Below are 12,451 nucleotides of genomic sequence, written 5' to 3'. Positions count from 1 at the left end.
CCGGCTCCCGGTCCGGTCCGGGTCCCGTTTCTGGTCCTGCTTCTGGTCCCGCTCCCGGTCCGGTCCGGGTCCCAGTCTGGCTCAGGCTGCCGGAGTTGACCTAGGAGTTGGCAGGCGGGGTCGCCCTTCCGTCGTCCGCCGCCCGCCGTCCGGTCATCCGTCGTCCGATGGAGGAGGGCCCGCGCGCCGGTCCGTCCCGAGTACCGCCGGCCGGGACCGAGTGGTACGCGCGATGGACTTTTCCCCCGGGACGCAACTGTCCGCCTGACCACTCACGTCCCTGAGGAGGTACCAACTTCCGTCTCTGCAAAGCGAGTTCGCGGGGAACTGCTGTCATCTCCAGGGGGAGACTTGAACAGACAGATGAAGAGGGCGTACGTCACCACGGTCGCCGCGGCGGCCGCGGTGGCGCTGACGGCGGGCATGACCGGCCCGGCGTCGGCGGACGGATCCACGGCGGCCGGGGAGGCCGGGAGGGTCGGGAAGGCGGGGAAGGCCACGACGGTCGGGGCGAGCCCGGCCGCCAAGGGACCGGCCGCGAAGGGACCGGTCGCGCATCGCGTCACGCTCATCACCGGTGACCGGGTCGCCGTCGACGCGAAGGGCCGCGTACTCGGCGTCGAGCGCGCGGAAGGCCGTGAGCACATCGCGATCCGTACGCTCACGGATTCTCAGTCCGGCCACTCGCTGGTCGTACCGGCCGACGCACAGCGGCTGATCGCCTCGGGCAGGCTCGACCGGCGGCTCTTCGACATCACCGAGCTGAGCCGGAAGGCGGTCCGGGCCTCCCACGGGCGGGGCCTGAAGGTGATCGTCGGCTACCAGGGCGCGGCGAGGACCGCTAAGGCGGACGTACGCGCGGCGGACGACACCGAGGTGCGCCGCACGCTCAAGTCGCTGAACGCCGAGGCCGTCAGCACGCGGGACCCGGCCGAACTGTGGGCGGCGGTCACCGACGCACCCGCGCGGGGCGGCAATACGCGGACCGCGTCCGGCATCGCCCACATCTGGCTGGACGGTGTGCGCAGGGCGAGCCTCGACAAGTCCGTCCCCCAGATCGGCGCGGACAAGGCCTGGGCGTCCGGGTACGACGGCGAGGGCGTCCGGATCGCCGTCCTCGACACGGGTGTCGACGCGACCCACCCAGACCTGAAGGACCGGGTGGTGGCAGCCAGGAACTTCACCCAGTCCCCCGACCCGACCGACCGCTACGGCCACGGCACGCACGTCGCGTCCACCGCCGCCGGTACGGGCACTGCGTCTCCCGCGGGGTCCGCCGGGGCCTTCAAGGGCGTCGCGCCCGGCGCCGAGCTGCTGAACGGCAAAGTGCTCGACGACGAGGGTTCCGGTGACGACTCGGGCATCCTCGCGGGCATCGAGTGGGCCGCCGAACAGGGCGCCGACGTGGTGAACCTCAGCCTGGGCGGCGGCGACAGCCCCGGGCTCGACCCCCTGGAAACGGCGATCAACGCACTCTCCGCCGACAAGGGCATCCTCTTCGCCGTGTCGGCGGGCAACGACGGCGAGTCCGGTGAGCAGACCATCGGCTCCCCCGGCAGCGCGGAGGCCGCGCTCACGGTGGGCGCGGTGGACAGCGACGACAGGCTCGCCGAGTTCTCCAGCCGGGGCCCGCGCGTCGGCGACGGCGGCATCAAGCCGGATGTCACAGCGCCCGGCGTCGACATCACGGCCGCGGCGGCACCGGGCAGCGTCATCGAGCAGGAGGTCGGCCAGAATCCGGAGGGCTACCTGACGATCTCCGGTACGTCGATGGCAGCCCCGCATGTGGCGGGCGCCGCCGCGATCCTGAAGCAGCGGCACCCGGACTGGACGTACGCCGAACTCAAGGGCGCACTGACCGCCTCGACGCTCGGCGGCGCCAACTACCGTCCGTACCAACAGGGTTCGGGGCGGGTGACGGTCGACCGGGCCCTCGCGCAGACGGTGGTCGCCGAGCCGGTGTCCGTGAACTTCGGCGAGCAGCAGTGGCCGCACACCGACGACACCCCGGTCGCGAAGAAGATCACGTACAGGAATCTCGGTACGACGGACATCACGCTCGATCTCGCGGTGACGGCGACCGACCCGAAGGGCGACCCGGCCCCGGCGGGCTTCTTCACGCTCGGGGCGAGGACGCTGACCGTCCCGGCGGGCAGCAGGGCTTCGGTGAGCCTGACGACGGACACGAGGCTGGGCGGGACGCTGGACGGCACGTATTCGGCGTACGTAGTGGCGACGGACGGCGGCCAATCCGTACGCACGGCAGCCGTGGTGAAGCGAGAGGCCGAGGCGTACGACGTGACGCTGAAGTTCGTGGGCCGGGACGGGCGGCCGACGCCCGACTACTGGTCGCACCTCTCCGGCATCACCGGTGACGGGCGGGGCAGCTACCGCGAACCGCACGACGCGTCCGGCACCGTCAAGGTCCGCCTCCCGAAGGGCACTTACCTCTTCGACACCACGATCTCCGAGGTCCCGGAGGACTCCCGCGCGGGCACGGACTGGCTGGTCCAGCCGCGGCTGGACGTCGCCGGCGACATGACGGTGACGGTGGACGCGCGCGTGGCGAAGCCGGTCGACATCACCGTGCCGGACAGCGCGGCGAAGCCGACGTGGTTGGCGCCGAGGTACTGGTACGCGGGTGAGGGCTACAACATCGAGACGGGCGTGGACGTCGACACGTTCGACAGCCTCCGTACGGCGCACCTGGGTCCGGAGGTCACCACGGGCTCGCTGAACCAGCAGTGGATCGGCGTCTGGGCGACGGGCTCGGACACCGAGTACGACGTAATGCTCGGCGGCAACACCCGGAAGCTCGCGACCGGTTACCGCAAGCACCTCCGCCCGGCCGACCTCGCCACGGTCAAGGTCGGCATGGGCGCATCGGCGCCGGGCAAGCAGGGCCGCCTCTACGTGGCCGGCTACTTCCCTGAACTCGGCGGCATCTCCCCGATCACCGACCCGCTGGACCTCCCCCGCACCCGCACGGTCCACCTCTCCACACCGGACAACACCAAGTGGGACATCGCCTTCGAGCAGTCCGGCACCCCTGACGAGGAGGGCACCGCCCCTACCGAGTCGTACTACGCCTTCGACCAGCCCCGAGCCTTCAAGGGCGGAGCCACGTACGAGACGCGCTTCAACGCGGGCGTACTGGGCCCGCGCCTCAGCTCAACCGAGGGCATCTCCAGGGACGGCGACACGATCACCGGCGAACTTCCCCTGCACGCGGACGGCGACGGGCATGCAGGCTGGACGAGATACTCCGCCGTCACGACGACCCTCTACCGCAACGGCGTCAAACTCACGGAGAACTCCGACGCGCTGGACGGCAACGGGGAGGGCTTCACGGTCCCGTCCGACGCGGCCGACTACCGCCTGACGACGTCGGTCCGCAGGGACCCGGCCCTCGCCACGACGTCCACCCGCGTCGACGCGAGCTGGACGTTCCGCTCCTCGAAAACCACAACCCGATCCCAACTGCCCATCTCCACGGCCCGCTTCACAGCCAAGACGGACCTGACGAGCCGGGCCCCCGCCGACAGGCGGTCGGTCGTACCGGTGACGATCCAGGGCGCTGCGGCGGGCGACAACCTCAAGTCGCTTGCGGTGTACGTGTCCTACGACCGGGGCGCCACTTGGAAGAAGACCCCGGTGAAGAACAACCGCATCACGATCACGAACCCGGCCAAGGGCAAGTCCATCTCCCTCCGGGCCAACATCACCGACAAGCAGGGCGACAGATCGTCTGTGACGGTGTACGACGCATACTTCGGCCAGTAGCAAGAACGCGGCGTGCCATGAATGGTCCGCCGGTGCTCAACGCTCCGGCGGACCATTGATGTCCGTTCGCACTTTCGTTGCCCTTTGACTGAAGGCACAGCGCCAGGCCTAGAGATCGACACGCCCCGGACGGGCATCCTCGCGTCCGTACGCCAGCACCTGCACAAGCGCCTCCCGCAGCCGCTCGATGTCCTTTTCCGAAGCGTCGAGCAATGCCTCGATCTCCGCGTTCTCCAACTCCAGGTCATCCAGCGAAGCAGGGTCCAGCGACACAGTGAGCACGTTGTCCGACAGGGCCACCTCGCGGACACAGCCGTAGGCCGTGCCCTGGTCTCGAGTCACCAGGCAGTAGGTGTCGAGGCCGAGCAACGCGTTCTGACGAGACGCTTCGCCGATGTTGCTCATGAACAGGAGAAAGAAGCCCTCGCCGCTGTCGTCCTCGGCGACACCAGCCTGCATGACGTCGTTGGCGTGGTCGACTTCTGCGGCTATCGCGCGAGCCTTGAATCTATGAGCCATGCCTGGGTTCTAGCAGGGGCCCCGAACTCGGCCGGATCCGGGAGGGCCACCAACAGAAGCGGCATCTCACTTGTTGTTGTCCAGGTCCAGGGAGGGCGGGTGCGGCATGCCGTTGTCCATCGTCGTGGTCTCCGACTCCGACGTGGGCTCACTGGGCATGTGGTTGTCGAGCGTGGTGATGGTCTCGTCCGTCGGGGACGGCATGTGGTTGTCGAGCACACGGACCTCATCGCGTCGCGGCTCAGACCTGAGGGCGTCCAGGCCGTCGGCCTGGGCTGCCGGGGCTTGGGCGCGGAGCCTGCTCTCGGGTGCCGAATCTCCCGGTCCCTCTGCGTGCCGCCGTTCCGTGGGCCTGGTTTGGGCAGTGGTACTCCGAATCGGCGTCACCGTCGAGTTGGGACGGGCACCGGTGATGGCTGCCAGACCAACGGCCGTATCGAGTGCGCCCTTGACGCTCTCCAGAATCCGGTCATCTGCCGAGTGCAGTAAGGCGTCCAGTTCGCGATCGCTGTCGAAGTGAGTCACTGCTTGCCTCCTTCCGCTATTCCAAGACTCTGCTTGAGCTGTTTCCGTGCGCGCTCCAGGTTTTTCCTCACGGCTTCCTGGGTTATGCCCAACTCTTCAGCAATCTCCTTGGTTTTGTATTTGTCCAGGTGCCAAGCCATCACCCGCCTTTGGGTCGGGGACAGTTCGGAGAGTGCAGCAAGAACGCGCTCCTCTTCCTGGCGTATCTCTACATTCCGTACTGGACAGTGGGGTGACGCCATATCCGGGAGCTCTCCGGACAACACTTCGCGTATGGGCTGGCGTAAGAGGAGACGGAAGGCAACACGTCGCAGCCATGGACCGGGACGCTCGATCTTTCTCCACGTCGCGTAGGCCTCCACGAATGCCGCCTGCGCCGCCTCCGCAGCCTCATGCGGTTCTGCTCCTTGCCGCATGAGGTGACGGATCAATTTGCCCATGTGCGCTGCGTAGTACATGGAGAAGTCCTGTTGCTTCTCCACATCCGGCTCTTCCGGCTTCGCATCCGGCACGTGGGGTGGTGCTAACCCCTGCGCGGCTGTCGTGCGCGTCTGCTGCAACTCATCCACGTCCACCTCCACCGATCTCGATACGCACTTCTTCGCCTTCGCGCAGTTCGTTGAGGACGCTTCCCGGAGGGAGCACACGCACCCGGTCACTGGTTCCCTCCTGCCGGGCGCGCACCAACTGGATGCGACTCCGCTCGATCAGCCATCGATGCAGCAATCGCAACAGCCCCGCGGCCACCATGCCCGCAGCCACGATGAGTGCCTCTTGCATCGCATCCCCTTGTCGACTCCTCCGTGGTGCTCATGCACCGCAGCACTAGATAGGTGCGTCGAGCCCTTCAAAGCGTGACATCGGGGTGGGACGCCGTGCTCGCTGCGGCGGCCGCCTCGGCCTCGGCCGCCGCCCTGATCGCGCAGATCTCGGCGACGGCCTCGGCCGGCTCCTGGTCCCCCGCGTCCACGATCCGCTCCAGTTCGTCGAGGCGGGCGGCGCGCTGCGGGTGCCGTTCGACCGCGACGAAGACGGCCCACGAGTGCACGAAGGCATGGAGTGGGGCGAGGCTCTGGGTCTGCTGTGCGTTCGTCGTGGCCTCGAAGAGGTGTTGGGTGAGCGCCGGAAGCCGACTGGGGGCGATTCGGGCGACGGCGGCCCGTAGCGCGTCGGGGGTGGGCTCGGGCATCGGGGTCAGGGGCCCGTCACGGTCGTTCACTTCCTACGCCGCTACCGCTAGGGCCTGGTGGGCCGTGTTGCAGCCCCGGCAGCGGCCCGGTGCGGAGGCTCGGAAGGCTCGGTCGCAGTCGTCGCAGTTCTGGAGGGGGGCCGGGCGGGGTGGCCCTGGGCGGGCGGCCGGGAGGGGTGGGGGAAGGAGGGCCGTGAGGCGGTGGGCGAGGAAGCCTGCTGGGTGGCGTACGCCTTCCTTTGGCATCCCTGCGGCGAGCGTTCGCTGTACGTCGTCCGGGGCTACGCCTCGTTCCAGCCAGGTGGCCACCGCGGGGGCGAGGCGGCGTACGTCCTGCTCGCTGAGGTGGAGTCGGGGGTCGTGGGTGCGGAGGCCTGCGAGGACGTCGCGTGCAGGGGCGGGGGGCTGCTCTGGCTGCGGGGGTGTCGTCGGCACCGCCGGGGTGGAGGGCGGGGGCGGAGTCGTGGGCCGGCTCGGGGCGCTGTGCGGCTTCGGTGGTTGCGGGGCGGCCGTGTGCGTTCTCGGCTTGTTGTACGAGATCGTGCGCGTCACGATGCGGCCCGATGGAAGGCGTTCCTTGATGCGGGCCAGGTAGCCGTGGGTCTCCAGCTCCCGCAGGGCCGAGGCGATCCTCGTCTCTCCCTCGGGAAACCTCGCCGCCAGCGCCTTGATGCCGACGAGCGTGCCGCTGCGGAGCGAGTGGATGTGGACCGCCAGACCGATGGCCGTCAGGGACAGCTCGGAGTGCTGGGCGAGGTGGTTTCCGACCACGGTGAACCGCTCGTCGTGGTGCTCGTCGACGTGCCCCACTCCTTGGTGGGAACTGCCGGTCCGGGCGCGTGCGTGCGCGCTAAAGTGCTGCTCAGTCATCGGGAAGGCTGCTACTTCCTAGGTGGTGAGGCCCTCGTTCGGGATGCCAGTCCCGGCGGGGGCCGTTTCACGTTCGCGGTTGTGTGTCCGCGCTGACGCTGCCCGACCAATCCGCCTTTCCGCCAGCCGAATTGGCCGCGATCACCCGACCGAGTGATCAGCAGTCAGAAATGCGGGATTGCTAGCGGTGCGGTGGATGACGGGCTCGGTTGGGTGGGTTGGGTTCTATCCCCGGTTCTTTCTCTTTGGCGTCGGGCCCTACCGGGTCCCGTCGGTTCACGATCCGGCGTCACGCCGGTCCGTGATCCAGCGTCACCTCCGCCCAGACCGTCTTGCAGCCCGGCCCTGGGCCGTCCACCACGCCCCACCCGTCCGCGTACGCCTCCACCAGCAACAGGCCGCGCCCCGACTCCTCGCCGTCACCGACCGGATCCTTGATACGCGGGTGCCGGTCGCCCCGGGCGTCGGTCATCTCGACACGCAGAGTGTCCGGAGGCTCGGCGCCCAGGACGAGCGTCAGTCGAAAGTCCCGGCCGGGGACGCGTCCATGGAGTACGGCGTTCGCGGCCAGTTCGGCCACCACGTGCAGCGCGGGCTCGGACTCGACCCCCCACTCCACGAGTTGGCGCTCCGCGAGCAGGCGGGCGAGGCGGGCGCCTCGGCGGGTCGCGGACAGCAGGAGCGTGAAGTGCAGGGCGGCGGCGACCTGTTGAGCGGGGGCATCGATTGCGTTGTTCACGTCACTCAGCGTGGCCGCCTGCATCTACCCTGAACAGCGGCGAAGCCGGTACGCAGCGTGACTGTCCGGGTGCGGTACGGATGCGGTCCGCGGTTGTCCGGCCTGTTGTCGGCCGGTCCGTGCGCGGGAGAGGTGAGCTTGTGGAGGACGAGGAGGCTACGGCCGTACTCAAGGCTGTCGGGCGTCAGATCAAGGCCTGGCGGGAGGCCGCCGGGATGCGGCAGTCGGAGTTCGGGGCGGCCATCGGGTACGGCGAGGAGATGGTCTCGTCGGTGGAGCGGGGGCGGCGGGTGCCCCAGCCCGAGTTCCTCGACAAGGCGGATGAGGTCCTCGACGCGGGCGGCAAGCTCTCGGCGATGAAGAAGGACGTGACCGAGGCCAGGTACCCGAAGAAGGTCCGGGATCTGACGAAACTGGAGGACGAGGCGGTCGAACTCGGAGCGTACGCCAACCACAACATGCACGGTCTGCTGCAGACGGAGACCTACGCGCGGTCGCTGTTCGCGATGAGGCGGCCGGCGTACACCGAGGACGAGATCGACCGCCAGGTCGCCGCGCGTATGGCCCGCCAGTCCGTCTTCGAACGCGTACCCGCGCCACTGCTCACCTTTGTCCAGGAAGAGGTGACGCTACAGCGGCCTGTCGGAGGCACAATGGTGCTGCGGAAACAGCTCGAACATCTGTTGGAGATCGGCAAGTTGCGACACGTCGAGATCCAGGTGATGCCGACCGATCGAGATGACCACGCAGGCATGAGCGGGCCTTTCCGCCTGCTGAAACTCCGTGACGGAAAATCGTTGGGGCACTCGGAGGCGCAGCTCCACAGTCGCCTGATCAGCGATCCCAAGGAAGTTCAGATCCTTGAGATGCGCTATGGAATGATCCGGGCGCAGGCTCTCACGCCCCGGGAGTCACTGACCTTCATCGAGAAAATCCTGGAGGAAACATGATCCCCGCTGTGCCGTCCGCCAGGACCGGCTCCACGCTGGCCTGGTTCAAGAGCAGCTACAGCAGCAACGACGGCCCTGATTGCGTCGAAGTCGCCATAGCCCACGCCACCACCACCGCCACCATCCATGTCCGCGACTCCAAGGACAAGCAGCGCTCACAACTCACGTTCACGGGCGCCGCGTGGACCGAGTTCGTCGGCCACGCCCGCCGCTCAGCGTGACTGGAGGGCGTCCAGGGCCACCGCCTGGGCGATGGCCAGGCGGCGGTCGAGGTCGGGGGACGTAATGTCCAGTACGTAGCGGTCGCGCAGGCCGAACCTCTTGTCGACCGACATCACCCGCTTGTCGCCCTCGGTGAAGTCGAAGTGGTACGGCCATGCGAACGGTATGAAATCGATGAGCGGCAGGAACTCCCAGACCCGGCGCAGTACGGCCACCACCCTGTTGCGCTCGCGGCCTGTCAGTCGTGTCGTGCCCGGTTGATCCAGGCTCCATGTCGAGCGGAGCAAGGAGGCGGCGAACTCCTTGCGGAACGTGCCGATGGGGGTGCCCGTCTCGTCGCGTACGTCGTAGGTGGCGCCCACGTCGAGGACCTGCTGGGCCTTGAAGGTGAACAGGACACGGTTCTTGGAATCGTCGGAGTAGACGGTCACCTGCTCCTTGAACGTCATCCGTTTCTGCTGGGCGAAGGCGACGACCTCACCCTCCGAGCCGTCCGGACGGGCCACGGTCACCACGTACCGGTTGGCCATGAGGGTCATCTTCTGCCGGACGTTGAACCGCTCGTGCGCCTGCAGTTGTGCCTTGTCCACGTGACGTCTCCCGTTTTCGTCTCCTGCGCTGTGTCCTGCCGAGCCATCGTCGCCGCGACGGCCTGCCCGGATCAGTCCTCGGAAGTCGCGGCCCGCAGCGACCTTCGAAGACGGCGGATACGGCACCGGCGGCCCCCAACAGCGCCCTCCCCGGCCGTAGTCGTCCCCTGGTCGTCTGTGGTCGTCGACTTTCGTCGTTCGGTGGCGCGACGCAGGGATGATGCGGGCGCTCCCGGCCACTGCCTATCGTCGGGCCGTGGAACTGGACGAAGCGAAGACCGCCCGCAGCACATGGCCGCTCCGACGCCGGCTTGTCGCCGCGTCGCCCTGGAGCCGGGGGCGGATCGTCGGCGAGACCGTACTCACCGTTGTGCTCGCCGGACTCGCCGGGCTGATCGATGCCGCGGGGGCCGGGTTCGGTGTACGGACCTTCGTCGTCGTCGCGGGCGTCGCCCTGCTGTCGCTGGTCCGGCGCTCGCTGCCGGCGACGGTGCTGGTCGTCTCGGCGGCCGCGGCCGGGGATCTGGCCGGCGCGGCACCGCTGCTGATCTACGCGAGCTGGTCGGCGGGCAGCCGCATCCTGAAACCCTGGCGGGTGGTCGCCGCCTTCGCCGGGGCGTTCGTACTGCATGCCGCGGTGTCGTTCCGCGGCGAGTTCAGCGCGGGTTCCGACCTGCCGCTGGCCTTCACGTTCGGGCTGAGCGCGGGCCTGTTCCTCACGCTGTCGATCGTGCCGGGGCTGGCTTCCCGCTATCGGGCTCAGCGCCACTCCCTGCTGGACGCACTGCAGCGGAACAACGTCCAACTCGTGCGCGAGCAGACGATGGTGGCACGCCAGGCGCGCCTGCTGGAGCGCGGCCGCATAGCCCGCGACATGCACGACAGCCTCGGCCACCAGCTCGCCCTGATCGCCGTGCACGCGGGCGCCCTCCAGGTCGATCCGGACCTCACCGACCGACAGCGGGAAGGCGTACGGATCCTGCGGGACGCCTCCGTGACCGCGATGGGCGAGCTGCGCGAGGCCGTCGGCATCCTCCACGAGGATCGGGAGGACCACCGGAACTGGCCCGACGTGCGCACCACCGAGCCAGGGCACACCAAACCCGGACACACAGAGCGCACCGAGCACGCCGAGCGGACCGAGGCCGCCGACACGGACGGCGGGCGTCCCGGGTCCCGCGCGGTCGCCGCCATCGACGGCCTGGTCGAGTCGTCCCGGGCCGCGGGCGCGGCCGTGGAGCTGCTCCGGTCCGGCGCCTTCCGGCAGTTGGCGCCCGCCGCGGGCCACACGGCGTACCGCATAGCCCAGGAGGGGCTGACCAACGCCCACAAGCACGCCCCGGGCGCCCCGATCACCCTCGCCCTGCGCTACGAACCGGACAGCCTGGTGGTGGAGGTCGCCAACGGGCCCGCGCCCGCCGGGGCACCGGACGCCCCGGCGGTGATCAGCGGCGGCCAGGGGCTCAGGGGTCTTCAGGAGCGGGCGCGGCTCATCGGCGGCATGGTGCACACCGGTCCCACCGCGGACGGCGGCTTCCGCATCGCGGGCATGCTGCCCTACAGCACAGGCGCCGGTGCCTCCCCCGGTACCGGCGCCGACAAACCCGAGCCCCGCCACCCCCACAACGCGACCTCCGTCGGCCCGTACAACGACTTTGTGGGGCAGCCCGGCACCGGCGCCGCGGACAACAGTGGAGCGGTCATCAACCGGTCCGATCCACAAGGGGAGTTCGCCGCCACCATGAGCAGGAAGAAGAACGTGGCCATCGGCTGCGCCGTCACCGCCGTCGTCCTCGTCGTGGGCGTTGTCGCCCTGGGAATCTGGGGGGTGAGCGCGCTGATGGACGAGATGAACAAGGCCACGATCCCGCCGAGGGTGTACGAGTCGGCGAAGGTCGGCGACTCCGAGACCGCCGTGCAGGACAAGCTGCCCGACGAGGACTCGGTACTGACCTCGGCCTGGGCGGACCAGGGCCCGCGGATGCCCAAGGACGCGACCTGCCGCCACTTCGCGTCCGACGACCCCGACGACACCACGACCGTCTTCCGGTTCTGCTTCCGCGACGGAAAGCTGGTCGAGAAGCAGACCTTCAAGGACGAGAGCTGACCCGACAAGGCTCCTGAATGACCGTAGGGCCGGATCAGGGCATGATGGCGAGGCCATGCCATCCGCTCCCGACCGAACCGCGCAGGAGGCCGTGTGATCCGGGTCCTCGTCGCCGACGACGAGCCGCTCATCCGGGCCGGCATCAGGATGATCCTCACCTCGGCCGACGACATCGACGTGGTCGCCGAGGCGGGTGACGGCCACGAGGCCGTGGAGAACGCCCGGGGCACCGCCGTCGACGTGGCCCTGCTGGACATCCAGATGCCGGTGATGGACGGGCTCACGGCCCTGGCCGAACTGGGGCGGGTCGCACCGAACGTACGGGTGCTGATCCTCACCACGTTCGGCGAGCGCGACAACGTACTGCGCGCACTCGGCCACGGCGGCGCGGGCTTCCTGCTCAAGGACTCCGCGCCCGACGAGCTGATCCACGCGGTGCGGGCGGCCGCGGCCGGGAACGCCTACCTCTCGCCCGCGGCCACCCGGCACGTGGTGGACGCCCTCTCCTCCCCCGGTGCCACGGCCCGCGCGGAGCAGGCCAGGAACCGCCTCGACGGGCTGACCGCGCGGGAGCGCGATGTGCTCGCCCTGCTCGGCGAGGGTCTGTCCAACGCGGACGCGGGCAGGCGGCTGCACATGAGCGAGGCCACCGTGAAGACGTACGTCAGCCGCATCCTGACCAAGCTCGACTGCGACAACCGGGTCCAGGCGGCCCTCCTCGCCCGCGACGCCGGCCTGCACCCGGGCGACGTCTGACCGGTCCGGCCCTCGGACGCGACGCCGGGTTCTGGCTCCGCGGCACCGGCATCCGCGCCCTGAGGAACCCCGGCCGCCGCACGGCGAGGGTGCGCATCGTCACCCCCACGGCCAGGACCGTCACACGCCAGTCGACACACCCCGTACGCCAGTTGCCGAACGACGGAGGAACGACATGAACAGCACGAATGACACCGGGGC

The 12,451-nt window shown here is 69.2% G+C and carries 13 protein-coding genes; 5 read left to right on the top strand and 8 right to left on the bottom strand.

The features are described from left to right. Positions 1-363: 363 nt before the first annotated feature. Positions 364-3,783, top strand: a complete 3,420-nt coding sequence (locus tag ACIBEI_RS27220; RefSeq protein WP_398892916.1) for a S8 family peptidase — start codon at positions 364-366, stop codon at positions 3,781-3,783. A gap of 108 nt (positions 3,784-3,891) precedes the next feature. On the opposite strand, the gene ACIBEI_RS27215 is transcribed toward ACIBEI_RS27220, so the two are convergent. The 7 genes from ACIBEI_RS27215 to ACIBEI_RS27185 all read right to left on the bottom strand — a co-directional run bounded on the left by ACIBEI_RS27215 (position 3,892) and on the right by ACIBEI_RS27185 (position 7,649). Further along, positions 3,892-4,302 (bottom strand): Imm10 family immunity protein, encoded by a 411-nt coding sequence (locus tag ACIBEI_RS27215; protein WP_398892859.1) that lies wholly within the window; start codon positions 4,300-4,302, stop codon positions 3,892-3,894. A 66-nt stretch (positions 4,303-4,368) separates the two neighbouring features. After that, a complete protein-coding gene (locus tag ACIBEI_RS27210; protein ID WP_398892858.1) occupies positions 4,369-4,521 on the bottom strand; it encodes a hypothetical protein in 153 nt (50 codons plus the stop codon). Positions 4,522-4,823: 302 nt separating this feature from the next. Then, complete coding sequence (locus tag ACIBEI_RS27205) at positions 4,824-5,396, bottom strand: sigma-70 family RNA polymerase sigma factor (RefSeq protein WP_398892857.1); 573 nt, start codon at positions 5,394-5,396, stop codon at positions 4,824-4,826. Beyond that, the gene (locus tag ACIBEI_RS27200; protein ID WP_200396542.1) at positions 5,389-5,607 is read right to left on the bottom strand and encodes a hypothetical protein; all 219 of its coding nucleotides are present in this window, start codon (positions 5,605-5,607) and stop codon (positions 5,389-5,391) included. Before ACIBEI_RS27200 ends, ACIBEI_RS27205 begins: the two co-directional genes overlap by 8 nt. 67 nt (positions 5,608-5,674) lie before the next feature. Next, positions 5,675-6,016: a DUF6247 family protein gene (locus ACIBEI_RS27195; RefSeq protein ID WP_398892856.1), complete on the bottom strand. Its 342-nt coding sequence runs from the start codon at positions 6,014-6,016 to the stop codon at positions 5,675-5,677. 33 nt (positions 6,017-6,049) lie between these two features. Beyond that, entirely contained in the window at positions 6,050-6,886 is an 837-nt protein-coding gene (locus ACIBEI_RS27190; RefSeq protein WP_398892855.1) for a helix-turn-helix domain-containing protein, read from the bottom strand. 289 nt (positions 6,887-7,175) lie between these two features. Next, complete coding sequence (locus ACIBEI_RS27185; RefSeq protein WP_398892854.1) at positions 7,176-7,649, bottom strand: ATP-binding protein; 474 nt, start codon at positions 7,647-7,649, stop codon at positions 7,176-7,178. A 116-nt stretch (positions 7,650-7,765) separates the two neighbouring features. Here ACIBEI_RS27185 and ACIBEI_RS27180 point away from each other — a divergent pair, with 116 nt between their 5' ends. Next, positions 7,766-8,575 (top strand): helix-turn-helix transcriptional regulator, encoded by an 810-nt coding sequence (locus ACIBEI_RS27180; RefSeq protein ID WP_398892853.1) that lies wholly within the window; start codon positions 7,766-7,768, stop codon positions 8,573-8,575. Further along, positions 8,572-8,796 (top strand): DUF397 domain-containing protein, encoded by a 225-nt coding sequence (locus ACIBEI_RS27175; protein WP_398892852.1) that lies wholly within the window; start codon positions 8,572-8,574, stop codon positions 8,794-8,796. Before ACIBEI_RS27180 ends, ACIBEI_RS27175 begins: the two co-directional genes overlap by 4 nt. On the opposite strand, the gene ACIBEI_RS27170 is transcribed toward ACIBEI_RS27175, so the two are convergent. Continuing rightward, positions 8,788-9,336, bottom strand: coding sequence for a hypothetical protein (locus ACIBEI_RS27170; RefSeq protein WP_398892915.1), 549 nt, complete (start codon positions 9,334-9,336; stop codon positions 8,788-8,790). The two genes, ACIBEI_RS27175 and ACIBEI_RS27170, sit on opposite strands and share 9 nt — an antisense overlap. Before the next feature lie 313 nt (positions 9,337-9,649). Between ACIBEI_RS27170 and ACIBEI_RS27165 the strand changes: the two genes are divergently transcribed. Together ACIBEI_RS27165 and ACIBEI_RS27160 are read left to right on the top strand one after the other, a co-directional pair. Then, entirely contained in the window at positions 9,650-11,494 is a 1,845-nt protein-coding gene (locus ACIBEI_RS27165; RefSeq protein ID WP_398892914.1) for a sensor histidine kinase, read from the top strand. Positions 11,495-11,587: 93 nt separating this feature from the next. Beyond that, the gene (locus ACIBEI_RS27160) at positions 11,588-12,250 is read left to right on the top strand and encodes a response regulator (protein ID WP_398892851.1); all 663 of its coding nucleotides are present in this window, start codon (positions 11,588-11,590) and stop codon (positions 12,248-12,250) included. Positions 12,251-12,451 lie beyond the last annotated feature (201 nt).

The sequence above is a fragment of the Streptomyces sp. NPDC050988 genome, assembly GCF_044456225.1.
In the GTDB taxonomy this organism is placed as follows: Bacteria; Actinomycetota; Actinomycetes; order Streptomycetales; family Streptomycetaceae; genus Streptomyces.
Note: the sequence above shows the minus strand (reverse complement) of the source record. Positions and strands in the feature narration are given on the sequence as shown.

Coding starts and splice junctions, on each gene's coding strand:
- ACIBEI_RS27220 (WP_398892916.1), top strand. CDS start 364: ATGAAGAGGGCGTACGTCACCACGGTCGCCGCGGCGGCCGCGGTGGCG.
- ACIBEI_RS27215 (WP_398892859.1), bottom strand. CDS start 4,302: ATGGCTCATAGATTCAAGGCTCGCGCGATAGCCGCAGAAGTCGACCAC.
- ACIBEI_RS27200 (WP_200396542.1), bottom strand. CDS start 5,607: ATGCAAGAGGCACTCATCGTGGCTGCGGGCATGGTGGCCGCGGGGCTG.
- ACIBEI_RS27195 (WP_398892856.1), bottom strand. CDS start 6,016: ATGCCCGAGCCCACCCCCGACGCGCTACGGGCCGCCGTCGCCCGAATC.
- ACIBEI_RS27190 (WP_398892855.1), bottom strand. CDS start 6,886: ATGACTGAGCAGCACTTTAGCGCGCACGCACGCGCCCGGACCGGCAGT.
- ACIBEI_RS27185 (WP_398892854.1), bottom strand. CDS start 7,649: ATGCAGGCGGCCACGCTGAGTGACGTGAACAACGCAATCGATGCCCCC.
- ACIBEI_RS27175 (WP_398892852.1), top strand. CDS start 8,572: ATGATCCCCGCTGTGCCGTCCGCCAGGACCGGCTCCACGCTGGCCTGG.
- ACIBEI_RS27170 (WP_398892915.1), bottom strand. CDS start 9,336: ATGACCCTCATGGCCAACCGGTACGTGGTGACCGTGGCCCGTCCGGAC.